The organism is Halomonas sp. M4R1S46, assembly GCF_025725685.1.
Taxonomy (GTDB): Bacteria; Pseudomonadota; Gammaproteobacteria; order Pseudomonadales; family Halomonadaceae; genus Halomonas.
Window position 1 is genome coordinate 2,529,757 of the sequence record NZ_CP107008.1, and the last position, 25,167, is coordinate 2,554,923.

Here is a 25,167-nt window from a genome sequence, read left to right on the forward strand (position 1 = left end):
CTGCTGCCATCAATGTCATTCTATTTATATGCGTAAGTGTAATAGCTGTATTTGGTGGACACCTTGCGCCGCATCGCATTGAGAATCGCGCCCTTGAGGAGGATGCCGCTGTTTTCAAGCTTCTCCATCGTCGCCTCTATCTCACCACGCGGGGTCATGCCGAAACGAGCCACGAGTAGGCTGGTGCCGACCTGCTTGCCGATGATGGCGGCATCGGTCACCGCCAGCACCGGCGGGGTGTCGATGATCACCAGGTCGTAGCGGGGCGATACGTCCGCCATCAGCAGCGAAAAACTCGGCTGCATCAGCAGCTCGGAGGGGTTAGGCGGAGAAACACCGCGGGCGATGTAATCCAGCCCGTCCACCGCGGTGCCGCGGATCGCGCCTTCCAGGGTCAGCTCTCCGCCGAGTAACTCGGAGAGACCGCCGTCGCTGTCACCATGAAAGGCATGGTGGACGTGCCCTTTACGCATGTCGCCGTCGATGACCAGTACCTTCTGGCCAGCCTGGGCACAGACGGCGGCCAGGTTGACGCTGATGAAGCTCTTGCCGACCGCCGGCGAGGGGCTCGTGAGCATCAGACGATTGTCACCTGCCTCCAGCATGGCGAAGTGCAGACTGGTGCGCAGACTTCGCAGTGCCTCGATGGAGAGGTCGGTCGGGGTTCGCAACGCCAGAAGGTCGCGCAGGCGGGCACGCTGGCGGCGGTACAAGCCGGCCTTGAAGCCCCCCGAGAGCTTGGTCTGCTCCCCCGAGAGGGGGACGGTGGCATAGACGGGCAGGCCCTGCTCTTCGAGCTGCTTGGGTGTCTCGATGCCACGGTTGAGCAGGTAGCGTGCCATGACGATGGCAATGGCGACGAGCAGGCCCATGAGCAGGCTGATGGCCATGATCAGGCTCGAACGCGGCGCAATGGGCGAAGGCTGGACGACGGCCGTGTCGAGTATCCTGACATTGCCGACAGTGCCCGCCTGGACCAGACGCATTTCCTGCTGCTTGTTGAGCAACTGGACATAGATCTCCTGATTGACACGTGCCGCCCGCTCGAGCCTGAGGATCTTCTGCTGGGTCTCGGGAAGGTCCGTGATGCGACTTTCCAGTTCCGCCTTGTTGTCCTCCAGCTGTTGCTTCTTGGCCATCAGTGCCTGGTAGGTCGGATGGTTTCTGGTGAACCGTCGCTCCAGCTCGACCCGCTGGAACTCGATATCCGACATCTGGTTCTCGAACGCCACCAGCTTGTTCAGCATGGTTTCGGTCTCAAAGTCCAGGTCGACAGAGTCGCGCTGGGCACGATAGCTGTTCAGGTTGGTTTCGGAAGCGGAGAGCCGCTCACCCACCTGGGGAATCTGCTCCTCGAGGAACGCCAACTGGCGGTCGGCCTCGGCGGAATGACGCTCGATATTCTGGGCCAGGAAGACCTGCATGATCGTGTTGAGGGTGTCCTCGATCTGTGTCTTGTCCGAACCGGTCAGGCGAAGATTGACCAGCCACTCGCCCTCCGCCTGGTGGCTGCTCAAACTCGACTTGAGCGCGTTGATTGCACTCAGCTGGGTGCTCCGGTAGAGCACGAACTCAGCGCCTGCATGCGCCTGGAGGCGCTGCACGAACAACCGATAACCATCGTCGCTATGCACCGTCTCACCGGCCTGGCCGGTCAACAGAACCCGTTCCCCCTGCCGCAAGACGTAACCACCGTCACCCGTCGAGCGGATGATATAGGGGCCAGGATTCGTCCCCTCGGGCACCTCGAAGCGCGACACCTCGGCAAACTCGTCGGCCCATACATAGGGCCGGTCACGCAGCAAGGACGGCACGGACACGCCCTGGTTGACCAGGAAGTTACCTAGGAAGGGCAATCGTTGGGGTAAGACCCGGATGGTCAGGTTTTCGCGATCGACGGCCTCACCCAGCACCATTCTCGATTGCAGGATGCCGATCTCAGTCAGGGTCCGATTCTGCTCGACGCTGACCTGACCCGACATCCCTGGCAGGTTGATCAGCGAGCCGTTCTCGCTTTCCACCTGCACGAGCGAATCGGCACTGTAGATGCGGGGCTGCGAGCCGGCATACAGGTAGCCACCCATGCCGAAAAGCACCATCACCAAGGCAATCAGCCATTTATGATCGACTAGCCAGCCGACGAAGTGGCCAAGATCGATTTCCGGCACGGCGGATGATGGCAAGGGGAGCTTCTCTGTCACGGGGCGTCCTTCGATGGACCTTGGAGCACAGTAGAACGGGGGTCACTTCAGCGTGGGACAACGTCGATGGGGCTACCTATTGGTACAATAACAAGCCCTTGGCCACGCTACCGCCCCGGGATATCATCGCAAATCTCCCCAAGCCCAGACATGGTTCACACTGTGCAAGAAAACTGTGACGCTGGGTAAGTGTGAGAAAGAAACACCAGCTACTCAAGCGTGAAGATAGCCATGACGAATTGATGACCAAACTAGTACTAAATATCGACTCTCTGATGATTAATTCATCCCGATTACTTATCTTCTTCTTTCAGCAATGGAGACTCACAAGCCATTCATACGAGAGCACATCCATTCGCATCAACATGCATGAAAAATCGACTAGTACGCCGGCGATTTTCATTGAAAATAATGCGGCACTTTCCATCGACTTAGAACTGTCATGCCAATATGGTGTCGCCGATTTGACCATGCGCCTGGCACTATCGCGACGATGCCCTTGTTCGGCCTCATACTCAGCCTAGCCTGCTGGCAGCACTGACGGTTGAGCAGGAAGAGATACTAATGGCTACCCATGCATGCCTGCCTTCCGGCCTCGATGATCTGCTGGTCGTGGCTCGCGAAATCCTGATTTCTTGGCTGTGACGCTCCGGCCGGCATCGCATGCTCAAGTGGCGTAAGGTGCCGGCGGCCCATATCAGTGTCGATGCCGTCACCGGCCTGACCCATAGTGTCGTCACCACTTCGGCCAACGTGGCCGATGTCACGATGGTCGGTGATCTCGTGCGTGACGATGACGAGCGGGTATACGGCGATGCCGGCTACACCGGCCTGGGAACTATCTGGGCGAGGGGAAGGATGATCCGGATTCTCGGTGCTGAATCGCCGCCAAGCGCAGCGCCATCAAGAAGATGGAAGACGACCCCATGAAAACGCTGCGGCGGGAGATCGAGTAGGCGAAGGCCAGCATCTGCGCCAAGGTCGAGCACCCGATTCACGTCATCAAGAACCTCTTCGGCTACCGGAAGGTACGCTACAAGGGGCTGGGGCTGGCCAACAACCAGGCCCGCGCTCCAGTCTGTTCGCCCTCGGCAACCTGGTGCTCGGAATTGTTCAGCAGTTCCTCAGCGCGCCGGCCATCAGGCCAGCGGCGAGAGGGCCTGTTCGACGAACGCCTCGCAGCGAGCACGCGCCGGCCGGTCCCGCAGGCCCTCGCAGTAGGCCTCGAACTCGGGCCGTCGGGGGATGGTGCCGAAGTGCATGCCCCAGCCGAGGTGGGCGCCGACATAGACGTCCGCCGCGCTGAAGGTGTCCCCGGCGATATAGCGACGCCCGGCGACTGCGCTGGACAGGGTGTCGAGCACCGCCCAGAAGTCGCCGGAACCGAGCTGGACCTGCTGCTCGGGCGTGGGGTAGATCCCCAGGGTGTTGAGCCCCACGGCGGCCTCGAGCGGCCCGGCGGCGAAGAACAGCCAGCGATAGTAGTCGCCCCGGTTCTCGGGGGCCGGCGCCAGCCCGGCGTCGGGGAAGGCATCGGCGAGATAGGCACAGATGGCGGCGGCCTCGGTGACCACGGTGTCGCCGTGGCGGATCGCCGGCACCTTGCCCATCGGGTTGATGGCCAGGTAGTCCGGCGCCTTCATCGTGGTGCCGTACTCGAGGGTGACGGTGCGATAGGGCACGCCCAGTTCCTCGAGCATCCAGTGGACGATGCCGCCCCGGGACAGGGGATTGGTGTAGAAGATGAGGTCACGCGGATGGGGTTCGGCGGTCGCCCGGGGCTCGTCGGCCCGAGACTCTTCCTCGCGGCCGATCCTTGCCAGCCCCTCCCCGAGCTCCTCGGGCAGCGCCTCGGACACCCTCTCCAGCACCTCACCGGCAGGGCTTGCCAGCGGCCCAGTGGCATCGTCCCTGACGCGACTCAGGCCCAACGCGAGCGCGTCGAACTGCGCCTCGGTCAGGCTCAGCGGGGGCAGCATGATGCCGGGGGCGAGGACATAGCCGACGCCGGGTTCGCTGGCGATCTCGACCCCCACCGCCCTGAGCACGGCGATATCCTGGTACAGCGACCGCAGCGAAATGCCGAGCGCCTCGGCGAGGTCAGGCCCGCTGATACGGCCATCGTGTTGACGTATTACCTGAAGCAGGTCGTGCAGGCGGGTCTTTCGGGACATGGCAGACTCCTTGGGTGGCTGGAACTCACGCTCTTGCTCACTCACCCGCGACGAGTATCTCGGCCAGCGGTCGGTCATCCTGGCAGGATGGGTAATGAGGGGGCTCGGCGCGATGCGCGTCGGCAGAGCATGGCAGCTTGCCCGGCACGATACCAGCGGTTCGGCCGCCTGCCGGCAGGGCCGCTCCCGGCCACGGTCTGCGGCGAACGCACACAAGAAAGCGGCGGGCCGGGGCCCGCCGCGAAACCACCGATCAGAACGCCTGATCAGAGAGAGTGCCGGAATCAGAGTTCGAAGCCGCGACCGAAGTCCTCGGCGGTGAGCGCCATCAGCGGCTCGGCGCCGGCCTGGATCATCCGGGCGTGGGCCCGGGTCCGCGGCAGCAGGCGCTCGAAGTAGAAGCGCGCCGTGTTGATCTTGGCCCGGTAGAAGGCGGCGTCGTCGGTGCCGGCGTCCAGGGCGGCCCTGGCCTGCTTCACGGCCCGGGCGAAGAGGTAGGCGAGGGTCACGTAGCCCGAGTACATCAGGTAGTCGACGCTGGCCGCGCCGACCTCTTCGCGGTCGCCCATGGCCTTCATGCCCACGCCCATGGTCAGCTCGCCCCATTCGGCGTTGAGCTTGGCCAGCGGGCGCACGAACTCGGCCATGGCGGGGTTCGCCGTCTCGGCCTGGCAGAACTTGTGGATCTCCCTGGTGAACACCTTGAGGGTCTCGCCCTGGTTCATCAGCACCTTGCGACCCAGCAGATCGAGCGCCTGGATGCCGGTGGTGCCCTCGTAGAGCCGCGTGATGCGGGCGTCGCGCACCAGCTGCTCCATGCCCCACTCCTGGATGAAGCCGTGCCCGCCGAAGACCTGCACACCCTCATTGGTGGCCTCGAAGCCCACCTCGGTCAGGAAGGCCTTGACGATGGGCGTCAGCAGGCCGAGCAGGGGCTCGGCACGCTCGCGCTCGGCGGCGTCCTGGCCATGCTCCACCACGTCGACCATCTGGGCGGTATACAGCACCAGCATGCGTCCGCCCTCGGCGAAGGCCTTCTGGGTCAGCAGCATGCGCCGCACGTCCGGGTGCACGATGATCGGGTCGGCGGGCTTGTCCTCGGCCTTGGCGCCGGACAGCGCGCGCATCTGCAGGCGATCCCGGGCATAGGCCAGGGCATTCTGGAAGCTGGCCTCGGTGAGGCCCAGGCCCTGGATGCCCACCCCGATGCGGGCGGCGTTCATCATGGTGAACATGCAGGCCAGTCCCTTGTGGGGCTCCCCCACCAGGTAGCCCCTGGCGGCGTCGAAGTTCATCACGCAGGTGGCGTTGCCGTGGATACCCATCTTGTGCTCGAGCGAGCCGCAGCCGACGCCATTGCGCGCGCCGGGCTCACCCGTCTCCGTCGGCAGATATTTGGGCACCACGAACAGCGAGATCCCCCTGGAGCCCTCCGGGGCGTCCGGCAGCTTGGCCAGCACCAGGTGGACGATGTTCTCGGCAAGGTCGTGCTCGCCGGCGGAGATAAAGATCTTGGTGCCGGAAATCTCGTAGGCACCATCCTCCGTCGGCACGGCGCGGGACTTGATCAGGCCCAGGTCGGTACCGCAGTGCGGCTCGGTCAGGCACATGGTGCCGGTCCATACGCCCTCGACCAGCTTGGTCAGGTAGGTGGCCTTCTGGTCCTCGGTGCCATGGTGACGCAGGGCGTCGGCGGCCCCATGGGAGAGTCCCGGGTACATGCCCCAGGCCAGATTGGTGGCACAGATCATTTCGCTGAGCGCCATGGCAAGGGACGGCGGCAGGCCCTGGCCGCCCTGGGCGGGGTCCGCCGCCAGGCCCGGCCAGCCGCCCTCGACGTACTGCCGGTAGGCCGCCTTGAAGCCCCGGGGCGTCTTGACCTCGCCGCCCTCCAGCAGGCAGCCCTCGCGGTCGCCACTCTGGTTCAGGGGCAGCAGCACCTCGCGGGCGAAGCGCGCGCCCTCCTCCAGGATCGCGGCCACCACGTCCGGGCTGGCCTCCTCGCCCGCGGGCAGGCGCGCATAGTGGGCCGGATAGTCCAGCAGCTCGTCCATCACGAAGCGCAGGTCACGCAGCGGGGCCTGGTAGTCGGGCATCTCGTCTCTCCTCGAAATCGGGCAGCGGCAGCGGCGACGGCCGCTTTCAAACATATGTTTGAAACTAGCCTCGAAGCCACCCGGGAGTCAAGCGTTCGTTTAATTTCAGGAGCAAGGGGCAAGCGGGAAGTCAGCATCATAAGCAACACCCCCGGAGGCTTTCGCCCGGGGGTGTTGCGCTTACAGCTTATGGCTTATCGCTCCGGGCGAGGCCGGGTCATTGCATGCGAATGCCGCCGTCCAGGCGGATCACCTCGCCGTTGAGCATCGGGTTGGTGACGATCTGCTCGGCCAGCCGGGCGAACTCGTCGGGCCTGCCCAGCCGCTTGGGAAAGGGCACCGCGGCCGAGAGCGCGGCCACGGCGTCCTCGGGGATATCGCCCATCATCGGCGTCTCGAAGACGCCCGGGGCGATGGCCATGACCCGGATGCCGTGCCGCGAGAGTTCCCGGGCCGCCGGCAGGCTCATGCCCACCACGCCGGCCTTGGAGGCACTGTAGGCACACTGCCCCACCTGGCCGTCGAAGGCGGCCACCGAGGCGGTGTTGATGATCACGCCGCGCTCGCCGTCCTCGCCGGCGGCGTTGCCGGCCATGGCCGCCGAGGCCAGGCGCATGACGTTGAAGGTCCCCACCAGGTTGATCTGGACGGTGCGTGCATAGGCCTCGAGGTCCGCGGGGTTGCCCTCGCGGTCGAGCAGCTTGGCCACGCTGACCACCCCGGCACAGTGCACCACTCCGGCCAGGCCCCGCTCGCCGCCGAGGGCCACCGCGGCGTACACGGCAGCCTGGATGTCGTCGGCGGAGGTGACGTCGCCGCGCACCGCCCGGGCGGCCTCGCCGAGGGTCTCGGCATGGGTCTCGACGGCCTCGCTGAGGTCGCACAGCACCACCCGGCCGCCGGCGGCGACCAGGCGCTCGGCGGTGGCCGCCCCCAGTCCGGAGGCGGCGCCGGTGATCAGAAAGGTGTTGTCCTTCACTTGCATGGCAATGTCTCCACGATCATTGGGCAGTCTCGGGTGCCGCCTTGTCGGCGGCATCCGCGCGCAGCTTGAAGCGCTGGATCTTGCCGCTGGGTGTCTTGGGCAGGGCGTCGACGAACTCGATCACCCTGGGGAAGGCATGGGTGGACAGTCGCTCGCGGACCTGCCGGCGGATCTCGTCGGCCAGCTCGTCGCTGGCCTCGAAGCCCTCGCGCAGCACCACGTAGGCCTTGATCACCTCGCCACGGATCTCGTCGGGCTGACCCACCGCGGCGGATTCGGCCACGGCCGGGTGGGTCAGCACGGAGTTCTCCACGTCGGTGGGGCCGACCCGGTAACCGGCGGTGGTGATGATGTCGTCGTCGCGGCCGGCGAACTGGAAGGTGCCGTCCTCGTTGCGCATCACCACGTCTCCGGTGAGGTAGTAGCCCTCGGCGCAGGGATGCTTCTCCTGCCAAGTGTAGCCGGCGAAGAAGTGCGCCGGAGAGCGGGCGATGTCCACGGCCAGCACGCCGGGCTCGCCCGGAGGCAGCTCCCGATATTCGGCGTCGAGGATCGCCAGGCGATAGCCGGGCATCGGCACGCCCATGCCGCCGATGTGCTTGGGGTGGTCGAGGGCATGGTGATTGCAGCAGGTCATGCCGGTCTCGGTCTGGCCGTAGTGATCCATCACCGGGCAGCCCAGGGCGCTCTCCACCCAGCTGACCACCTCGGTGTTGAGGGGCTCGCCGGCGGAGCTGGCGCGACGCAGCGACAGCGTCCGGTGGGCATCGTCGAACAGCCCGGAGGCCTTCATCAGCCGGTAGGCGGTGGGCGCGGCGGCGAAGTTGGTGATGCGGTGCCGCTGCATGAAGGCCAGCGCGCCCTCGGCGCTGAAGCCGGCCTCGCAGAAGTGAGTGGCCACGCCCAGCAGCAGCGGCCCGGCGATGGCGTAGTAGAGGCCGTAGGCCCAGCCGGGATCGGCCATGTTCCAGAAACGGTCGCTGGGCTCCAGGCCGATCGCCAGCTCCATGTAGATCGCGAAGGCCGGCATCGCCGAGAGCTGGACGGCCACGCCCTTGGGCTTGCCCACGGTGCCCGAGGTGAACATCTGCAGGAAGGCGGCGTCCGGGGACTGGCGCGGCGGCGCGGTCGCGAGCGGCGCATGGCCAAGGGCCGCGGCCCAGTCCTGGTCCTCGCGGTGTTCGGCGTCCGGGCCGCCCACGGCGAGCACCGGCGGGCACTGCGTGAGGCCGTCGAACTTGTAACGGTTGGCGTGATCGGTGATCACCAGCCGGGTGGCGGCGCGACCCAGGCGGTAGTCCACGGAATCGGGGCCGAAGGCGGTGAACAGCGGCTGGTAGACCGCGCCGATGCGCCAGCTGGCCAGCATGGCGATCAGCAACTGCGGCGAGCGGGGCAGCATGCAGGCGATGCGGTCGCCCTCCCCCAGACCACGCTCGGCGAACCAGCCGGCGAGCTTCTCGCTCTCGGCGGCGAGCTCGGCATAGCTCAGGGTGGTGACCCGACCCTGGGGGTCTTCGTGCACCAGGGCCGGCACCTCGCCGCGCCCCTCGCGCAGGTGGCGGCCACAGCAGGCCTCGAAGGCGTTGAGCTTGCCGTCCCGGTGGTCATCGAGGCGGGCGATGACGTCATCGACGGCAAAGCGTTCGCGATAGGCGGAATACGCGGGAAGGGTCGCGGGTGTGCTCATGAACTGCCCTCTTGTGCTCGTGCGCCCCGGCCCTCACACAGGGGAAACCGGCGCGGTCTTGTGCTTGTTGTCGGCAATCGGCCGTCTTGCCATCCTGTCATCATGTCCGGCACCCGGTAGCCGACTCGTCGCCGGCGATCTACAGTTGACGTAAGCGTCAACCTATCAAGCGCTAGGTACAAGCTAGTGACTTCGTCTCGGCAGGGCAAGGGGCGGGGCGGTCGACGGGGCTAGACCATGGTCGGCCCCGTCAGGGGAGGCTCAGCGGGCGGGATGGGTGATCATGGCGATGAGTTCCCGGGCGAGGTCCTCGGGAGAGCGTTCGCCATGGGGATCGTACCAGCGCACCGTCCAGTTGAGCGCTCCCATCACGAAGCGCGAGACCAGGAAACGGTCCCCCCGGATCAGGCCGGCGGCCAGGGCCTCGTCGAGCACCTCCTCCCACAGCGCCTCATAGGCATCCCGCAGGTGGCCCAGATGGTCCCGTGCCTCGGGGGCCAGGCGTCGCCATTCGTAGAGGGCGACCACGTGGGCGTTGCGGTCGGTCAGCAGGGTCTCCAGATGTGCCCGGGCCATGGCATGCAACCTCGCCTCGGGGTTGCTGTCGCACTGGTCGAGGGCCTGCCGGGCGATCACCAGGGCATTCTCGGTACCCTCCTCGATCACCGCGGCGAGGATCTCCTGCTTGTCGCGGAAGTGGTGGAAGAGGCTGCCGGACTTGATGCCCATCTCCTGGGCGAGCATGCGCACGGTGGTGCGATCGAAGCCCTCCTGGACGAACAACTGGGCGGCCTGACGCGTCAGTTCCTTGCGGCGAGGCGAGTCATTCATTACATTCATCGACGTTTACACTAGCGCTTGCTTGGTTGACCCTGAGAGAACCATAGCCCCGCCGACAGGTCAACGCACCGCCGCCTCCCCGGCCGGGACTCCGCCACAATCACAACCACCGACGTTCGGGAGACATGCCATGAGCCAGTCCAACGATATCGTTTTCCTCTCCGCGACGCGGACCCCCATGGGCGGCATGCTGGGCAGCCTGTCCAGCATCACCGCGCCGGAACTCGCGGCCACGGCGATCCGCGCCGCCATCGAGCGGGCCGGCATCGAGGCCGCCGCCATCGACGAGGGCATCCTGGGCTGCGTGCTGCCCGCCGGCGTCAAGCAGGGGCCCGCCCGTCAGGCGATGCGTCAGGCCGGCATCCCCGATGGCATCGGCGCCACCACCGTCAACAAGCTGTGCGGCTCCGGCATGAAGGCCACCATGCTGGCCCACGACCTGATCCGCGCCGGCTCCGGCGAGATCCTGCTGGCCGGCGGCATGGAGTCCATGTCCAATGCCCCCCATGTGCTGGCCAAGGCCCGCACCGGCTACCGGCTGGGCCATGGCCAGCTGCTGGACCACATGTTCCTCGATGGCCTGGAGGATGCCGAGACCGGCAAGCTGATGGGCGGCTTCGCCCAGGAAATCGCCACCCGACGCGACTACAGCCGCGAGCGCCTCGATGACTTCGCGATCGCCTCGCTGGAGCGCGCCATGGAGGCCACCAACGCCGGCCACCTCGACGCCGAGATGGCTCCGGTGACCGTCTCCGGCCGACAGGGCGACAGCCGGGTGGAACATGACGAGCAGCCCTTCCAGGCCAGGCTCGACAAGATTCGCTCGCTGCGTCCGGCCTTCGCCAAGGATGGCACCATCACCGCCGCCAACTCGAGCTCGATCTCCGACGGCGCCTCGGCGCTGATCCTGGCCAGCCAGGCGGCGGCGGACCGGGTCGGCGCCACGCCCATGGCGCGCATGCTGGGCCACAGCACCCACTCGCGTCACCCGAGCGAGTTCACCATCGCCCCCGTGGGCGCCATCGACAAGCTGATGAAGCGCCTCGGCTGGGGGGTCGACGACGTCGACCTGTTCGAGATCAACGAGGCCTTCGCCGTGGTTACCCTGATGGCCATGGACGACCTGGGGCTGCCCCATGACAAGGTCAACGTCTTCGGCGGCGCCTGCGCCCAGGGTCATCCCATCGGCTCCACCGGTTCGCGGATCATCGCCACGCTGATCCACGCCCTGCGCACCAAGGGCGGCAAGCGCGGCATCGCCAGCCTGTGCATCGGTGGCGGCGAGGCCACGGCGGTAGCCGTGGAACTGGTCGACTAAGCCTGGCACCCTCGCCATCCAGTGCGCCCGCCTTCCGGCGGGCGCACTTGTTTTCGGTTCATCGCACTTTGCCAGGAAACGCGGCCTGGACGAGATACGCCAGGCCCTGCCCGTGTCACGCCGATCGGCGAAGAACCTTCATTTGCGGGGCGCCGCCAGGCGATCGGGGCGCAGCCGCTCGCGATCATCGAACAGCCGCCGACTGGCCAGGGCCACCGCGACCAGGGTGCCGAAGCCCGTGCCCAGGGTGATGGTGAACATGATCAGGATCTGGTACTTCACCGCCAGCGCCGGCGCGGTGCCGGCCAGGATCTGACCGGTCATCATGCCCGGCAGGCTGACCACCCCGGCGGCAGCCATGGCATTGACCACCGGCATCAGCCCGCTGCGCATCGCCTCGCGGCGAATGTCGCCGATGGCCTCCCGCCAGGTCTGGCCGAGCATCAGGCGATTCTCGATCACCGCCCGCTGCTGCCAGGTGCCCTCGGTGAGGCGGTCCAGGGCCAGGGCCACGCCGGTCATGGTATTGCCGAGCATCATGCCCAGCAGCGGAATGGCATACTGGGGGCGGTACCAGGGCTCGGGGCCGATGATCACCGTCAGGGTCAGCACCGCCACGCTGAAGGAGGACAGGAACATCGCCAGGGTGCCGATGCCGAAGGCCCAGCCGCCGAGCAGGCGGCGTTTCTGGCGGGCCACGACCTCGCGGCCGGCGATCAACAGCATCGCCACGGCCATCAGTACCACCCAGTGCAGCCGCGCCGAGGCGAACAGCACCTCGAGCACCAGCCCGACCAGGGCCAGTTGGATCACCGTACGTCCCGCCGCGATCAGCAGCGTGCGGCCCATCCCCAGCCGCCCGGCCACCGTGCAACCGGCGAGCGCCACCACCAGCAGCGCGGCCAGGCCCAGTTGCCACCAGGCGAGTTCGATCACTTGCATGGCGCCGGGGCCTCCTCGACCAGTCGCCCCCCCGCGAGGCACCCCCGCCGTGTGGCGACCCGGGCGATCTGCGCCGGGTCATGGGCGACCCAGATCACCGGCCAGCCCCCGTCACGGATGCGAGCCATCAGCCAGGCCTCCACCCGGCGGGTGGTGGCGTCGTCCAGGTTGGCCGTGGGCTCGTCCAGCAGCAGCACCGAAGGGCCTCGGGTCAGGGCCCGCAGCAGTGCCAGGCGCTGTTTCTCGCCGGACGACAGACGGCCCACCGGCCAGTCGAGCACCGCCGGCGTCAGGCCCAGGGCCGACAGGCCCCGATCATCCGCCGCGGGGAAGTGATCGCCCACCCGCTCGGCCCACCACTGGCTCTCCGCCGGCACCAGCATCACCCGGCGGCGCCATGCATGGCCCGGGAGGTCGGCCTGGGCCAGCTCGCCCAGGGTGACCGCTCCCCCATGGGGCTCCAGGTCGGCGATGGCCCGCAGCAGCCGGCTCTTGCCCACCCCGCTGGGGCCGGCGAGACACAGCACCTCCCCGGGGGCCACGCACAGCGAGACCGGCTGCAGGTCGCCGACGGTGAGCTCGTCGAGGCACAGGGGCGGCTGGGCGGTCATGGGAAGACTCCACGGTTCGAGAAGGCGGGCGAAGCCCGATGAGCCTAGCAGCTGCTCGTCATCGTCCGCGAGAGGCGAATCGGAGGATTGATGACATATGGAGCTGATCAAGCCATTCACCATGTTCGTCATCGCCGGCTTCTTCCTCACCGTGGTCTTTCGGCCCTGGATTCCCGAGGCCCTGGCCAGCCAGTACCTGGCCGGCGCCATCCTGCTGGGCGCCGCCCCCTGCACCGCCATGGTCTTCGTGTGGAGCACCCTGACCCGCGGCGACGCCGCCTACACCCTGGTCCAGGTCTCGCTCAATGACCTGATCATGCTGTTCGCCTTCGCCCCCATCGTGGTGGTGCTGCTCGGCGTGTCGGACATCCAGGTGCCATGGGACACCGTGGCGCTCTCGGTGGTGCTGTATATCGTCATTCCCCTGGGCGCGGGCTACCTGAGCCGTCGGGCCCTGATCCGCCGTCACGGTCAGGCCTGGTTCGAGACGGACTTCCTGGCGCGGATCGCCCCGGCCACGCCCATCGGCCTGATCATCACCCTGGTATTGCTGTTCGCCTTCCAGGGCGAGGTCATCCTGACCCATCCCCTGCATATCGTGCTGATTGCCATCCCGCTGATCCTGCAGACCTTCCTGATCTTCCTGCTGGCCTACGGCTGGGCCTGGCGGGTCCCCCACTGCGTGGCGGCGCCGGGCGCCATGATCGGCGCCAGCAACTTCTTCGAACTGGCCGTGGCCGCCGCCATCGCCCTGTTCGGCCTGCAATCCGGCGCGGCCCTGGCCACCGTGGTGGGGGTACTGGTAGAGGTGCCCTTGATGCTCGCCCTGGTGCGCATCGCCAACGCCACACGAGACCGGTTCCCCGCCCCGGCAGGCGCGAGCAGCCGGGCTGAGCCCTTGCCCCCGCGAGGTCACCCCCAGCGTCAGTGAATGGCTGCCGCGCAGGACCGATAGGGCCAGGCATTTATTTCAATATTGCATGAAATATTGAGTTCACATACTCTTGAAACATGATTCAAGACAACGACGACATCGTCGCCAGAAAGCTGACCGCCCTCGCCCATCCCGTCCGCCTGGCGGCGATTCGCCGGCTGGCGGCGGCGGGCCCCGACGGCCTGACGGCAGGCAGGCTCGCCGAACGCCTGGACGTGGCGCCGAGTGCGTTGACCTTTCACCTGCAGAAACTGGCCGCCGCCGGCCTGGTCGAATCGCGTCGAGAGGGCCAGTTCGTCTATTACCGCGCGGTGTTCGATGCCCTGCTGGCGTTGACGGACCACCTGGTCGGTGCCTGCTGCAGCGAGTCCGAGGATACCTGCGGACCACGCTGTCCCACGTCTCGCGACCGGTGACCCTCCTCCTCTCCTGAGGGCTCATCCGCACCGCTCATGACAAAGGAGCGCAAGATGATCCAGACAGCCCCCAACAGACCTTCCTGGCCCAGGGCGATCGGCATCGGGATCGCGGTGTCGGTGCTCACCGCCATCGTCATGGTGGCCTCGCTGAAGACCGGCGTCTCGCCCTTCCCCAAGCCCCCTTCCCTGGCCTTCGCCGAGACCCTGCTGGGGCGGACCCTGCCGATGCCGGTCGGCCTGCTCTTCCACACGGTCTATGTGACCTTCTGGTCGGTGGTATTCGTGCGCTATTTCCCGCGCAAGACCCTGCTAACCGCGCTGGGCCTGGCCGCCGTGCTATGGGGGGTGATCCTGGTGGTGTTCTTCCCCGTGATCGGCTGGGGGCTCGCCGGAGGGGCGATCGGTCCCCAGCTGATCCCGGCGTCCGCCCTGCCGCACCTGCTGTTTGGCCTACTGCTGTGGGGGCTGGACCGCTATTTCGGCAAGCCGTCCCACGCTTGAACCCGGAGAGGTGCCATGCCAACGATCGATACCGCGACCCTGCGAGACTGGCAAAGCCGCGGCCAGGATTTCATTCTGGTGGATACCCTGCCGGCCGAGGCCTTCGCCAAGGGACACCTGCCGGGGGCCATCAACATCGTCTCCGACGATATCCTGGACGCGGCGCCCCGCCGGCTTCCCGGCAGGCAGGCGACCATCGTCGTGTATTGTGCCAGTGAAGACTGCAAGCGAGCCGGCCGTGCCGCCGAACGCCTGAGCCGCCTCGGCTATACCGAGGTCTACCATTATGTGGGCGGCAAAAGGGCCTGGAAGGCCGAGGGCTTGTCACTGGAACACTGAGAAGGATCCTCATCCGTGCGCGACTGGATGGAACGCCAGCAATCCTGGATCTACCTGCTGTGTATCCTGGCGGGCCTGGCCATCGGGCTGGGCCGGTCGGACGTGACCACCCGGCTGGAAGCCTTCCTCTGGCCGCTGCTCGGCGGCCTGCTCTACGCCACCTTCACCCAGGTGCCGCTGACACGGATCGGCCAGGGCCTCAGGGATTGGCGCTTCCTGGCGGCCCTGCTGCTCGGCAACTTCGTGGTGATTCCCGGCGTCCTGGGCGGGCTGATGACCCTCCTGCCCGTGTCGCCCGTCGTGCAGGCCGGCGTGCTGCTGGTGCTGCTCGTCCCCTGTACCGACTGGTTCATCAGCTTTACCCACCTGGGCCAGGGCGATGCCGGCCGAGCCATCGCCGCCGCGCCGGTACTCCTGCTCGTGCAGTTGCTGGCCCTGCCCGTCTATCTCTGGCTCTTCCTGGGCGCGGCATGGTTTCAGGCCGCGATCAGCACCCACCTGCTCGGCGCCTTCGCGGGATTGATCCTCACTCCCCTGGCCCTGGCCTGGGTGACCGAGCGCCTGGCCGAACGTAGCCTCACCGCCAGGCGGCTGGTGCATGGCCTGGGCCTGCTGCCCGTCCCCCTGCTGGCGCTGGTGGTCTTCGTCATCGCCGCCTCCCAGGTGACGACCGTGGCCGGCCTCGGCGGGGTGTTGATCCAGGGGCTGCTGATCTTCGTCGCCTACCTGGTCTTCGCCGCCTTCCTGGGCAGGACACTCGGCAGGCTGTTCCGGCTCCCCGCGCCGGCAGCCAGGACCCTGACCTTCAGCTTCGGCACACGCAACTCCTTCGTGATGCTGCCCATCGCCCTGACACTGCCCGAGGCCTGGCAGGCCGCCGTGGTGGTCATCGTCTTCCAGTCGCTGGTCGAGCTGTTCGGCATGGTGGCCTACCTGGCCTGGGTGCCGACCAGGTTGATCCCCGAGCCCGCTCACACCTAGCCACATGGCCAACCTCAGCACAGGGCGGCGCGGCGCGCGGGGCGATGGCCCATGCGGCCGAGCCGTGACTGGAGCGCATCGAGGCGCGCGGCCCCGCCTTCCGCCCCGGCCGCCAGGATCCTCGACGCCCAGTCGGGCAGGTCGGGGGCGATGGCATAGTAGACCCACTGGCCCTCGCGACGATCCTCGAGCAGGCCACAGCGGCGCAGTTGGGCCAGGTGCCGCGATACCTTGGGCTGCGACTCCTCCAGGGCATGGGTCATCTCGCAGACGCACAGCTCTCCCTCGCGCTGGATGAGCAGCATCAGCATCAACCGGGTCTCGTCGGCCAGGCACTTGAAGAGACGGAGGGGATCCAGCGACATGGGACGGTTCCTGCAAGGGTGAGAACTCGATTCTACGCCAGCCGGCCGAGGGCGCGAAGCCCGCGGCCGGCGGCGGGTCAGCGCGCGGCGGCCTCCCGCGGCAGCGCCAGGGCCATCAGCGCACTGGCCGCCACCAGGGCCGCGGAGATCCACAGGCAGGCGGCCAGCCCCTGGACCTGGTAGACCCAGCCGGAGAGCAGAGTGCCGGCGAGCCGGCCCATGGCATTGGCCATGTAGTAGAAGCCCACGTCCATGGAGACGCCGTCGGCCCGCGCGTAGTGAACGATCAGGTAGCTGTGCCAGCTGGAGTTGATGGCGAAGAGCACGCCGAAGGCCAGCAGCCCCGCCACCAGCCAGCCCACCTCGGCCAGCGGCAGCAGCGCCAGTAGCGCCGGCAGGCCGGCCAGCGCCAGGGCCCAGAACGCCGTGACGGCCCGCGCGCCGCCCTTGACCAGGCCGGTGAGGCGCGGCGCCTGGGTCTGCACCCCGCCGTAGCCGATCACCCAGATCGCCAGCAGACCGCCCACCGTCCAGTGGCTCCAGCCATGCAGGTCATACAGGAACACCGGCAGGGCCACCACGAACCACACGTCCCGGGAGGCGAACAGGCACAGCCGCGCCGCCGCGAGCACGTTGATGGCCCGCGACCGGGAGAGCACCTCGGAGAACTTCGGCTTGTGCTTGACGCGGCCCAGGTCGGCCTTGAGCCGCGAAAGCGACAGCGTGAGCACCGCAACCAGCATCACCGCCATGACGATCACCGCGCCGCGGAAGCCGATCAGCGTCAGCAGCAGGCCGCCGAGGAAGAAACCGCCCCCCTTGAGCGCGTTCTTGGAGCCGGTGAGGATCGCCACCCAGCGATAGAGCGCGCTACCGGCGCTGGGGCTGTCCCTGGGCACCAGCACCTTGACCGCGCTCTTGGCGCTCATCTTGTTGAGGTCCTTGGCGATGCCGGAGAGCGCCTGGGCGCCCATCACCCAGGGCACGGTCAGCGCCGCGGCGGGCACCATCAACATGGCCAGGGCGACGATCTGTAGCCCCAGCCCCACGTTCATGGTGCGGTTGAGGCCCAGGCGCGCGCCCAGCCAGCCCCCCACCAGGTTGGTGACCACGCCGAAGGCCTCGTAGAAGAGGAACAGCAGCGCCACCTCCAGCGGCGTATAACCCAACTGGTGGAAATGCAGCACCACCAGCATGCGCAGGGCGCCGTCGGTGAGGGTGAAGGCCCAGTAGTTGCCGGTGATCAGCAGGTACTGGCGCACCTCGAAGGGCAGTGCCCTCAGACGACTCGCGATTCCCCCTGCGTCAGGCATTGCCCACCTGCATCCCTTCTCCCCGTCCCCGCCCCACCTTCATGGCCAGCTCGGCGGTGCGGTTGGCGTAGCCCCACTCGTTGTCGTACCAGGCGTAGAGCTTGAGCTGGGTGCCATTGACCACCATGGTCGAGGGCGCATCGATGATCGCGCTGCGCGGGTCGGTGCGGTAGTCGATGGACACCAGCGGGCGCTCTTCAAAGCCCAGGATGCCGGCCATCTCGCCTTCCGCCGCCTGCTTCAGGGCGGCGTTGACCTCCTCCACCGTCGCCTCCCGCGCGAGCTCGAAGACCATGTCGGTGAGCGAGGCGTTGGCCAGCGGCACGCGCACGGCGTGGCCGTTCAGCTTGCCCTCGAGCTCCGGGAAGATGGCGGTGATCGCCTTGGCGGACCCGGTGGTGGTGGGAATCAGGCTCATGCCGCAGGCCCGGGCCCGGCGAAGATCCTTGTGTGGCGCGTCGAGGATGGTCTGGGTGTTGGTGATGTCGTGCACCGTGGTCATCGAGCCGTGGCGGATGCCGAAGGTCTCGTGGATCACCTTGACCGCCGGGGCCAGGCAGTTGGTGGTGCAGCTGGCCGCGGTGACGATGCGGTGCATCTCGGGATCGAAGGCATCGTCGTTGACCCCCATCACCACGTTGAGCACGCCCGCCTCCTTCACCGGCGCACTGACCACCACCCGGCCGACGCCCTGGTCCAGATAGGCGGTGAGCGCCTGCCGTGTCTTGATCGCCCCGGAGGCCTCGATCACCAGGTCGCAGTCCGACCAGTCGGTGTCCGCCGTCTCGCGGTTGGCGCTGAAGGCGCTGCGCAGGCCGTCGACCACGATGGCATCGCCCTCGGCCTGGATGCCCCGACCGGGCGCCCAGTGGCCGTGGACCGAGTCGAACTCCAGCAGGTGGGCGAAGGTGGCGGCATCGCCGCCCGGGTCGTTGATGCGCACCACCTCGGCCTCGCCGGCCTCGACGCGCGACCAGAGGCTGCGCAGCGCGAGGCGGCCGATGCGGCCGAAGCCATTGATGCCGATGCGTAGGGTCATGAGGGCCTCTCGAAGGTTACAGGGTTGGACGGCATGGCCGTGTCAGCGCTGGGCATCCAGCCACAGCTGGAGCCGATGGCGGATCTCCTGGAGCGCCTGCCCGTAGGCGTTCTCACGGTCGATCAGGCGCGGGTCGCGGATATCCCAGTAGAGCCGCTCCCCGACCTCCCCCGGCCAGTCGCGACAGGCCTGCCGGGCCTTGTCGCAGAGCACGATCACCGTGTCGAAGGCCTCGCCGGCGAAGTCGTCCAGGGACGTGCTGGCCAGCCCCTCGGTGGCGATGCCCAGCTTGTCGAGCGCCTCCAGGGTCCGTTCGTGGGGCGCATCGGGCTCGCTGCCGGCGCTGAAGGCCGCAAAGCGCTCGCCGGCCAGGTGCCTCAGCATCGCCTCGCCCATCAACGAGCGCGCGGAATTGGCGTTGCACAGGAAGAGGACGCGTCGCTTGGCCATGTGGTTGGCTCCCGATTATATATGGAATTCCATATGTAGACGAGACCGATGACACTCCCGTGACAGGGGTGGACACGACGACGGGGAGGCGATCGCTCGCCTCCCCGTCCAAATACCACTCATGACTCGCCGACCTCAGCCATAGCGACCGGTGATGTAGTCCTCGGCCTTCTTGGTGTGCGGGTTGGCGAACATGGCCTGGGTGTCGTTGTACTCGACCACCTCGCCCAGGTGGAAGAAGGCCGTGTAGTCGGCCACCCGGGCGGCCTGCTGCATGTTGTGAGTCACGGTGATGATGGTGAACTGCTGCTTGAGCTTGTCCATCAGGTCCTCGATGGTCGCCGTGGAGATCGGGTCCAGGGCCGAGGTCGGCTCATCCATCAGGATGACGTCGGGCTGCACCGCGATGGCCCGGGCGATGCACAGCCGCTGCTGCTGGCCGCCGGAGAGCGAGGTGCCGGGCTGGTGCAGCTTGTCCTTGACCTCCTCCCAGAGGCCGGCATCGCGCAGGGCGCGCTCGACCAGCTCGTCGACGTCGGTCTTGCGGCTGACCAGGTCGTGCATGCGCGGCGCATAGGCGACGTTCTCGTAGATCGACTTGGGAAAGGGGTTGGGCTTCTGGAACACCATGCCCACCCGGCGGCGCAGGGCCACCTCGTCCATCTTGGCTTCGTTGACATCGCGACCGTCCATCTCCACCAGGCCCTCGAGGCGCACGCTGGGGATCAGGTCGTTCATGCGGTTGAGGCAGCGTAGGAAGGTCGACTTGCCGCACCCCGAGGGCCCGATCAGCGCCGTGACGTTCTTCTGGTAGACATCGAGGTTGATGTTCTTGAGCGCCTGGGTGTCCCCGTACCAGAGGTTGAGGTCGCGCACGCGGATGGAGAGCTCGTGGTGCGCTTCCTCGTTTCGGGTCACAGGTTGTCCGGCAGTGTGACCGGTCATGGGGGCGATACTCCGCTCGGCAACTTGAATATTCATCTTGGCATATCCTGTGTCGTGCCGCGGGCCTTACCAGCGACGTTCGAATTTCTTGCGCAACACCACGGCGGTGGCGTTGAGGGTGATCAGCACGGACAGCAGCACCAGGATGCCGCCGGAGGTCTTCTCGATGAAGGCCCGGTCGGGCTCCCCTGCCCAGGTGAAGATCTGCGCCGGCAGCACGGTGGCGGCCTCGGTGAAGGAACTGGTCACATCGGGGATGAAGGCCACCATGCCGACGATGATCAGCGGCGCGGTCTCGCCCATGGCCTGGGCCAGGCCGATGATGGAGCCGGTCATGATGCCGGGCATGGCCAGCGGCAGCACGTGGTCGCGCACCACCTGCCAGCGCGAGCACCCCACCCCGAAGGCGGCATGGCGAATCGAATCCGGCACGCTGCGCAGCGCCGTGCGGGTGGCGATGATGATCACCGGCAGGGTCATCAGCGCGAGCGTCAGGCCGCCGACCACCGGCGTGGAGCGCGGCACGCCGAAGAAGTTGATGAAGATCGCCAGACCCAGCAGGCCGAAGAGGATCGAGGGAATCGCCGCCAGGTTGTTGATGTTGATCTCGATCAGCTGGGTGACACGGTTGTCGGGGGCGAATTCCTCCAGGTAGACCGCGGTCATCACGCCGATCGGGAAGGACACGGCCAGCGTCACCAGCAGGGTCAGCACCGTGCCCATGGCCGCGGAGGCGATGCCGGCGAGCTCGGGCATCTTGGAGTCACCGCGGGTGAAGAAGGTGGTGTTGAAGCGCAGCTCGGCGCGTCCCTGCTCCACCAGTCGGTCGACCACCGCCTGCTCGCTGTCACGCAACTTGGAATGGTGGCCCTTGAGGTACTGGTCGACCTGGCCGTCGGCCAGTACCCACTCCATGCGGGTGGTGCCGAGCAGCTCGGGGTTGTCCTCCATGCGCCCCGGGATGAGACGCAGGTAGCCTCGGCTGACCAGTGGGCGCACGTCCTCCTGAACGGCGGCCAGGGGCAGTTCGCTGGCCCGCTCGCTGTAGTCGACCTCGACCTGGATCTGGGCCTGCTGGAAGGCCGGCAGGCCCTTGACCAGCATGTCGGCGAAGAACAGCACCAGGAAGAGGCCGGCCAGGCCCAGGGCGCCCATGGAGATCCACTTCAGCCGGGCGGACTTGCGGTGACGACGCCGGAGCTGGGCGCTGATCTCGTCGAAGGGTTGGCTCATCGGGATGGCTCCAAGGCGTTAGAGGTTGTTGATCCGATACTTCTCGCGGAACCGCCGAATCATGATCACCGAGACCAGATTCAGCGACAGGGTCACCACGAAGAGCACCAGGCCCAGGGCGAAGGCGGACAGGGTCTCGGCGCTGGCGAACTCCTGGTCGCCGGTCAGGGCGGCGACGATGCGCACCGTCACGGTGGTCATGTCCTCCAGGGGATTGGCCGTGAGGTTGGGCCGCATGCCGGCGGCCATCACCACGATCATGGTCTCGCCGAGCGCCCGGGACATCGCCAGCAGCGAGGCCGAGATGATGCCCGGCAGGGCCGCCGGCACCACCACGTCGCGGATGGTCTCGCCCTTGGTCATGCCCAGCGCCAGCGAGCCCTGACGCATGCTGTCCGGCACCGAGTTGATGACGTCGTCGGACAGCGAGGAGATGAAGGGGATGATCATGATGCCCATCACGATGCCGGGCGCCAGGGCGTTGTTGAAGGAGGCGTCCAGGCCGAAGACGCCGGCCACGTCGACGATGATCGGCGCCACGGTGATGGCGGCGAAGAAGCCGTAGACCACGGTGGGGATGCCGGCCAGGACCTCGAGCACCGGCTTGGCCAGGGTGCGCACCCGCTGGGGGGCGAACTCGGCCATGTAGATGGCCGAGAGCAGGCCCACCGGGATCGCCACCAGCATCGCCACCAGGGTGATCATGAAGGTACCGGCGAACAGCGGCACCGAGCCGAACTGGGCGGCGCTGGCGCCTTCCTCGGCGCGACCCGCCGCCTCGAGGAAGCTGGCCCCCGGGTTCCAGGTGGTGCCGGTGATGAAGTCCCAGAAGCTCTGCATCTGGAAGAAGCGGATGGCCTCCCCGACGATCGAGATCAGGATGCCGAAGGTGGTGAAGATCGAGATCAGGGCGGCGCCGGCCAGAAAGAAGCGGATCACCCGCTCGATGGCCTGGCGCGCATGGAAATCGGGGCGCACCAGGGCGATGCCCATGACCAGGCCGGCACAGCCGACCACCAGGCTGGCGGCCAGCAGGTAGAGGATAGGGATCTCGGCCCCGGCCAGCAGCATCACGAAGGCGCCCACCGCGCCCACCGCGATCGCCGGGCCGGCCGTGGACAGCACGCTGAACCAGGCGTACTGGTCGGGCTGGGCATACATGGCGGTGCCCGAGGCGCGCACTCTGGCGGCCTTGGCCCGGCCCAGGAAGAAGGCTATCAGACCCAGCACCAGCAGGGTGCCGCAGAACAGGGCGAGGATTTGGTTGGTCTGCATAGGTGTCTCTCGAAGGAATTCATCCGCAGGGGGGTCGCCAGGCCGGCTTCCCTGCCGGAACACGCGCCGGCCGGTAGCCCAGGGCTACCGGCCGGTTCAGGGCTCGAGCCCGCCCCTTACTTCAGGTCGGCCAGTTCGAGTGACTCGTGGTCGGCCACTGCCTGGCGTGCCTGCTCGCGCATTTCCTCGGGGGCCGGGATCAGGCCGATGCCCTTGAGGTAGCCGAGATCGCCGATCATCTGCTCGCTCATGAACATGTTGGCATACTCGTACATGGCCGGGACCTCGTCGGCGTGCTGATTCTTCACGTAGAAGAACAGCGAGCGGGACACCGGGTACTCGCCGCTGCCGATGGCCTCCGGCGTGGGCTCGACGCCATCGACGCTGGAGCCGATCAGGGTATCGGCGTTCTCCTCGAGGAAGGAGTAGCCGAAGATGCCGAAGGCGTCGGTGTTCTCGGCCAGGCGCTGGACGATCAGGTTGTCGTTCTCGCCGGCGTCGATGAAGGCGCCATCGGCACGGATATCGGTATAGCCCTCGTCGCCGTAGGCCTCCATGTCCTCGGAGGCCGCTTCCATCACCAGCTCCTCGAAGGCATCACGGGTCCCGGAGGTGGTGGGCGGGCCGTAGACGGCGATCTCGCGATCCGGCAGGGAGGCGTCGATGTCGCTCCACTGGGTGTAGGGGTTGTCGACCAGCTCGCCGTCCACCGGCACCTGGGCGGCCAGGGCCAGGAACAACTGCTCGCGGGTCACGTCCATGGCCTCGTTGGCGCTGGACTGGGCGAAGGCGATGCCGTCGTAGCCGACGAAGGCCTCGGTGATGTCGGTCACGCCGTTCTCGGCACAACGCTCGAACTCGGAGGGCTTCATGCGGCGCGAGGCGTTGGTGATGTTCGGGGTGTCCTCACCGACACCGTTGCAGAACAGCCGCAGGCCACCGCCGGAACCGGTGGACTCGATGACCGGCGTCGGGTAATCGGTAGTGGCGCCGAACTCCTCGGCCACGTAGCTGGCGAACGGGTAGACGGTGCTGGATCCCACGATGCGAACCTGGTCGCGGGCCTGGGCGACACCGGCCACGCCCATGACGGCGGCAGCGATGACGGTGGTCTTGAGGATGCGGTTCATGGAGAGAGCTCCTGTTGAGAGAAGTGTTCGTCCTTCGCGAGTCACAAGATGCCCCACGAAAATGACAGCTTCATGACAGCGAGCGCCCTCCCCCCGTCAGCCCCCCCCCCTCGGCCCTCTCGACCGGCGAGGACGAGCCCCGGCCGGCGCGCCCCGCCAGCCCGCGCAGGGCCAGGTTGCCGGCCAGTGACACGACCAGCATGGTCAGTACCATGGGCCAGGCACTATCGATCTCGAAGCCACTCACCACCACGCCGGCCAGGGCCCCGCAGGTGAACTGGATACTGCCCAGCAGCGCCGTGGCGGTGGCGCTCATGTGGCTGAAGTGCTCGAGCAGCGAGGCGATGGCATTGGGGATGATCAGGCCCACCATGCCCATGAACAGCATGATCAGCGGCACCACCGTGACCAGCGAGTCGAGTCCGGTGGCCACCAGCGCCACCAGGGACAGCGCCACGACGAACTGCACGCCGAGACCCAGACGCATGTTCTGCTGGGGCGCGCGCCGGCGCAGCAGGCGGATGTTGACGCGATTCGAGGCGGCCATGACCACCACGTTGACCCCGAAGACCACGGGGTACATCGCCGGCGACACGCCATAGTGGGTCATGTACAGGAACGGCGAGGCGGTGATGAAGGCGAACATGCCGGCGAAGGTCGCGGCCACGGCGAGCACATAGCCCATTCCCTCGCGGTGGCGCAGCACGCTGGCGTAGTTGCGCAGCACCTGGCGCGGCGAGGCCATGGGCGCATCCGCTGCCCGGGTCTCGGGCAGGCGCGTTCCCATCAACCACAGCAGGAAGGCGGCGTAGACCGCCAGGAAGACGAAGATCAGCCACCAGTCGGCGAGGTACAGCAGGCCGCTGCCCACCGCCGGCGCCGCCAGAGGGGCCAGCATCATGATCATCGCCATGGTCGACATCACCTTGGCGGCCTCGCGGCCGCTGAAGCAGTCGCGCACGATCGCCGCCGAGTTGACCACGCAGGCCCCGCCCCCCAACGCCTGGACCAGGCGCCAGGCCAACAGCTCGGCGAGGCTGTCCACCGTGGTCAGCATCAGGCTGGCCAGCAGGAAGATCACCAGCCCGCCGAGCAGCACGGGCTTGCGGCCCAGCCGATCGGAGAGCGGCCCCCCGATCAGCTGGCCGAGGGCGAAACCGAACAGGAAGACGCTGATCGAGAGCTCGGTATGGTGGATGCTGGCTCCCACGGCCTCGGCCAGGGCCGGCATGGCCGGCAGGTAGGCGTCGATGGCAAAGGGAGCCAGGGCGGTATTGGCGGCCACCAGCAGGGCCACGCGTCGGGCATCGAGGGTCAAGGCGCCTCCGACAGGATTTCCGATAGGACACTAATGATAACGCGAATCCGGCGCGGATGCCGTCGCCG

22 protein-coding genes and 2 pseudogenes are annotated in these 25,167 nt (G+C 67.2%); 7 read left to right on the forward strand and 17 right to left on the reverse strand.

Features of this window, described 5'->3' with window-relative positions; all coding sequences use genetic code 11:
- Window positions 1–20: 20 nt before the first annotated feature.
- The gene (locus tag OCT48_RS11880) at window positions 21–2,201 is read right to left on the reverse strand and encodes a polysaccharide biosynthesis tyrosine autokinase (protein WP_263589360.1); all 2,181 of its coding nucleotides are present in this window, start codon (window positions 2,199–2,201) and stop codon (window positions 21–23) included.
- Between the two features lie 690 nt (window positions 2,202–2,891).
- Here OCT48_RS11880 and OCT48_RS11885 point away from each other — a divergent pair.
- Window positions 2,892–3,306: pseudogene (locus OCT48_RS11885) on the forward strand (transposase); the annotation flags it as partial.
- Window positions 3,307–3,340: 34 nt separating this feature from the next.
- Here the strand turns inward: OCT48_RS11885 and OCT48_RS11890 are convergent.
- The 5 genes from OCT48_RS11890 to OCT48_RS11910 form a co-directional block, all read right to left on the reverse strand.
- A complete protein-coding gene (locus OCT48_RS11890; RefSeq protein ID WP_263589361.1) occupies window positions 3,341–4,375 on the reverse strand; it encodes an HTH domain-containing protein in 1,035 nt (344 codons plus the stop codon).
- A gap of 284 nt (window positions 4,376–4,659) precedes the next feature.
- Window positions 4,660–6,471, reverse strand: coding sequence for an acyl-CoA dehydrogenase C-terminal domain-containing protein (locus OCT48_RS11895; RefSeq protein ID WP_263589362.1), 1,812 nt, complete (start codon window positions 6,469–6,471; stop codon window positions 4,660–4,662).
- A 217-nt stretch (window positions 6,472–6,688) separates the two neighbouring features.
- Window positions 6,689–7,456, reverse strand: coding sequence for an SDR family NAD(P)-dependent oxidoreductase (locus tag OCT48_RS11900; protein WP_263589363.1), 768 nt, complete (start codon window positions 7,454–7,456; stop codon window positions 6,689–6,691).
- A 16-nt stretch (window positions 7,457–7,472) separates the two neighbouring features.
- The gene (locus tag OCT48_RS11905; RefSeq protein WP_263589364.1) at window positions 7,473–9,146 is read right to left on the reverse strand and encodes an AMP-binding protein; all 1,674 of its coding nucleotides are present in this window, start codon (window positions 9,144–9,146) and stop codon (window positions 7,473–7,475) included.
- A 261-nt stretch (window positions 9,147–9,407) separates the two neighbouring features.
- On the reverse strand, window positions 9,408–9,977 hold the full coding sequence (locus tag OCT48_RS11910) for a TetR/AcrR family transcriptional regulator (protein ID WP_263589365.1): 570 nt from the start codon (window positions 9,975–9,977) through the stop codon (window positions 9,408–9,410).
- 139 nt (window positions 9,978–10,116) lie between these two features.
- On the opposite strand from OCT48_RS11910, the gene OCT48_RS11915 reads away from it, so the two are divergent.
- Window positions 10,117–11,304, forward strand: a complete 1,188-nt coding sequence (locus OCT48_RS11915) for an acetyl-CoA C-acyltransferase (protein ID WP_263589366.1) — start codon at window positions 10,117–10,119, stop codon at window positions 11,302–11,304.
- Between the two features lie 138 nt (window positions 11,305–11,442).
- Here the strand turns inward: OCT48_RS11915 and OCT48_RS11920 are convergent, their stop codons facing one another.
- Together OCT48_RS11920 and OCT48_RS11925 are read right to left on the reverse strand one after the other, a co-directional pair.
- Window positions 11,443–12,246 carry an ABC transporter permease gene (locus tag OCT48_RS11920; protein WP_263589367.1) on the reverse strand — a complete coding sequence of 268 codons (804 nt, stop codon included), beginning with the start codon at window positions 12,244–12,246 and terminating at the stop codon, window positions 11,443–11,445.
- A complete protein-coding gene (locus OCT48_RS11925) occupies window positions 12,237–12,857 on the reverse strand; it encodes an ATP-binding cassette domain-containing protein (protein WP_263589368.1) in 621 nt (206 codons plus the stop codon). Before OCT48_RS11925 ends, OCT48_RS11920 begins: the two co-directional genes overlap by 10 nt.
- Before the next feature lie 103 nt (window positions 12,858–12,960).
- On the opposite strand from OCT48_RS11925, the pseudogene arsB reads away from it, so the two are divergent.
- The 5 genes and pseudogenes from arsB to OCT48_RS11950 form a co-directional block, all read left to right on the forward strand.
- Window positions 12,961–13,788: pseudogene (gene arsB / locus OCT48_RS11930) on the forward strand (ACR3 family arsenite efflux transporter); the annotation flags it as partial.
- 80 nt (window positions 13,789–13,868) lie between these two features.
- Entirely contained in the window at window positions 13,869–14,207 is a 339-nt protein-coding gene (locus OCT48_RS11935; RefSeq protein WP_263589369.1) for an ArsR/SmtB family transcription factor, read from the forward strand.
- Window positions 14,208–14,261: 54 nt separating this feature from the next.
- Window positions 14,262–14,711: a hypothetical protein gene (locus OCT48_RS11940; protein WP_263589370.1), complete on the forward strand. Its 450-nt coding sequence runs from the start codon at window positions 14,262–14,264 to the stop codon at window positions 14,709–14,711.
- Window positions 14,712–14,726: 15 nt separating this feature from the next.
- Window positions 14,727–15,050, forward strand: coding sequence for a rhodanese-like domain-containing protein (locus tag OCT48_RS11945; RefSeq protein ID WP_263589371.1), 324 nt, complete (start codon window positions 14,727–14,729; stop codon window positions 15,048–15,050).
- Window positions 15,051–15,065: 15 nt separating this feature from the next.
- Complete coding sequence (locus tag OCT48_RS11950) at window positions 15,066–16,031, forward strand: arsenic resistance protein (RefSeq protein ID WP_263589372.1); 966 nt, start codon at window positions 15,066–15,068, stop codon at window positions 16,029–16,031.
- Window positions 16,032–16,045: 14 nt separating this feature from the next.
- Here OCT48_RS11950 and OCT48_RS11955 read toward each other — a convergent pair whose 3' ends face one another.
- The 9 genes from OCT48_RS11955 to OCT48_RS11995 form a co-directional block, all read right to left on the reverse strand.
- A complete protein-coding gene (locus tag OCT48_RS11955) occupies window positions 16,046–16,396 on the reverse strand; it encodes a metalloregulator ArsR/SmtB family transcription factor (RefSeq protein WP_263589373.1) in 351 nt (116 codons plus the stop codon).
- 77 nt (window positions 16,397–16,473) lie between these two features.
- Complete coding sequence (arsJ, locus tag OCT48_RS11960; protein WP_263589374.1) at window positions 16,474–17,709, reverse strand: organoarsenical effux MFS transporter ArsJ; 1,236 nt, start codon at window positions 17,707–17,709, stop codon at window positions 16,474–16,476.
- Window positions 17,702–18,748 (reverse strand): ArsJ-associated glyceraldehyde-3-phosphate dehydrogenase, encoded by a 1,047-nt coding sequence (locus OCT48_RS11965; protein WP_263589375.1) that lies wholly within the window; start codon window positions 18,746–18,748, stop codon window positions 17,702–17,704. Before OCT48_RS11965 ends, arsJ begins: the two co-directional genes overlap by 8 nt.
- A 42-nt stretch (window positions 18,749–18,790) precedes the next feature.
- Window positions 18,791–19,198 carry an arsenate reductase ArsC gene (locus OCT48_RS11970; protein ID WP_263589376.1) on the reverse strand — a complete coding sequence of 136 codons (408 nt, stop codon included), beginning with the start codon at window positions 19,196–19,198 and terminating at the stop codon, window positions 18,791–18,793.
- Between the two features lie 135 nt (window positions 19,199–19,333).
- Window positions 19,334–20,116 (reverse strand): phosphate ABC transporter ATP-binding protein PstB, encoded by a 783-nt coding sequence (pstB, locus tag OCT48_RS11975; protein ID WP_263589377.1) that lies wholly within the window; start codon window positions 20,114–20,116, stop codon window positions 19,334–19,336.
- A gap of 93 nt (window positions 20,117–20,209) precedes the next feature.
- Window positions 20,210–21,376: a phosphate ABC transporter permease PstA gene (pstA, locus tag OCT48_RS11980; protein WP_263589378.1), complete on the reverse strand. Its 1,167-nt coding sequence runs from the start codon at window positions 21,374–21,376 to the stop codon at window positions 20,210–20,212.
- 18 nt (window positions 21,377–21,394) lie between these two features.
- A complete protein-coding gene (pstC, locus tag OCT48_RS11985; protein ID WP_263589379.1) occupies window positions 21,395–22,651 on the reverse strand; it encodes a phosphate ABC transporter permease subunit PstC in 1,257 nt (418 codons plus the stop codon).
- A gap of 116 nt (window positions 22,652–22,767) precedes the next feature.
- Window positions 22,768–23,781 carry a PstS family phosphate ABC transporter substrate-binding protein gene (locus OCT48_RS11990; RefSeq protein ID WP_263589380.1) on the reverse strand — a complete coding sequence of 338 codons (1,014 nt, stop codon included), beginning with the start codon at window positions 23,779–23,781 and terminating at the stop codon, window positions 22,768–22,770.
- Between the two features lie 70 nt (window positions 23,782–23,851).
- A complete protein-coding gene (locus OCT48_RS11995) occupies window positions 23,852–25,099 on the reverse strand; it encodes a Bcr/CflA family multidrug efflux MFS transporter (protein ID WP_263589381.1) in 1,248 nt (415 codons plus the stop codon).
- Between the last annotated feature and the right edge of the window lie 68 nt (window positions 25,100–25,167).

Coding starts and splice junctions, on each gene's coding strand:
- OCT48_RS11915 (WP_263589366.1), top strand. CDS start 10,117: ATGAGCCAGTCCAACGATATCGTTTTCCTCTCCGCGACGCGGACCCCC.
- OCT48_RS11940 (WP_263589370.1), top strand. CDS start 14,262: ATGATCCAGACAGCCCCCAACAGACCTTCCTGGCCCAGGGCGATCGGC.
- OCT48_RS11925 (WP_263589368.1), bottom strand. CDS start 12,857: ATGACCGCCCAGCCGCCCCTGTGCCTCGACGAGCTCACCGTCGGCGAC.
- arsJ (WP_263589374.1), bottom strand. CDS start 17,709: ATGCCTGACGCAGGGGGAATCGCGAGTCGTCTGAGGGCACTGCCCTTC.
- OCT48_RS11945 (WP_263589371.1), top strand. CDS start 14,727: ATGCCAACGATCGATACCGCGACCCTGCGAGACTGGCAAAGCCGCGGC.
- OCT48_RS11920 (WP_263589367.1), bottom strand. CDS start 12,246: ATGCAAGTGATCGAACTCGCCTGGTGGCAACTGGGCCTGGCCGCGCTG.
- OCT48_RS11900 (WP_263589363.1), bottom strand. CDS start 7,456: ATGCAAGTGAAGGACAACACCTTTCTGATCACCGGCGCCGCCTCCGGA.
- pstA (WP_263589378.1), bottom strand. CDS start 21,376: ATGAGCCAACCCTTCGACGAGATCAGCGCCCAGCTCCGGCGTCGTCAC.
- OCT48_RS11905 (WP_263589364.1), bottom strand. CDS start 9,146: ATGAGCACACCCGCGACCCTTCCCGCGTATTCCGCCTATCGCGAACGC.
- OCT48_RS11910 (WP_263589365.1), bottom strand. CDS start 9,977: ATGAATGACTCGCCTCGCCGCAAGGAACTGACGCGTCAGGCCGCCCAG.
- OCT48_RS11890 (WP_263589361.1), bottom strand. CDS start 4,375: ATGTCCCGAAAGACCCGCCTGCACGACCTGCTTCAGGTAATACGTCAA.
- OCT48_RS11955 (WP_263589373.1), bottom strand. CDS start 16,396: ATGTCGCTGGATCCCCTCCGTCTCTTCAAGTGCCTGGCCGACGAGACC.
- OCT48_RS11935 (WP_263589369.1), top strand. CDS start 13,869: ATGATTCAAGACAACGACGACATCGTCGCCAGAAAGCTGACCGCCCTC.
- OCT48_RS11895 (WP_263589362.1), bottom strand. CDS start 6,471: ATGCCCGACTACCAGGCCCCGCTGCGTGACCTGCGCTTCGTGATGGAC.
- OCT48_RS11965 (WP_263589375.1), bottom strand. CDS start 18,748: ATGACCCTACGCATCGGCATCAATGGCTTCGGCCGCATCGGCCGCCTC.
- OCT48_RS11990 (WP_263589380.1), bottom strand. CDS start 23,781: ATGAACCGCATCCTCAAGACCACCGTCATCGCTGCCGCCGTCATGGGC.
- pstC (WP_263589379.1), bottom strand. CDS start 22,651: ATGCAGACCAACCAAATCCTCGCCCTGTTCTGCGGCACCCTGCTGGTG.
- OCT48_RS11970 (WP_263589376.1), bottom strand. CDS start 19,198: ATGGCCAAGCGACGCGTCCTCTTCCTGTGCAACGCCAATTCCGCGCGC.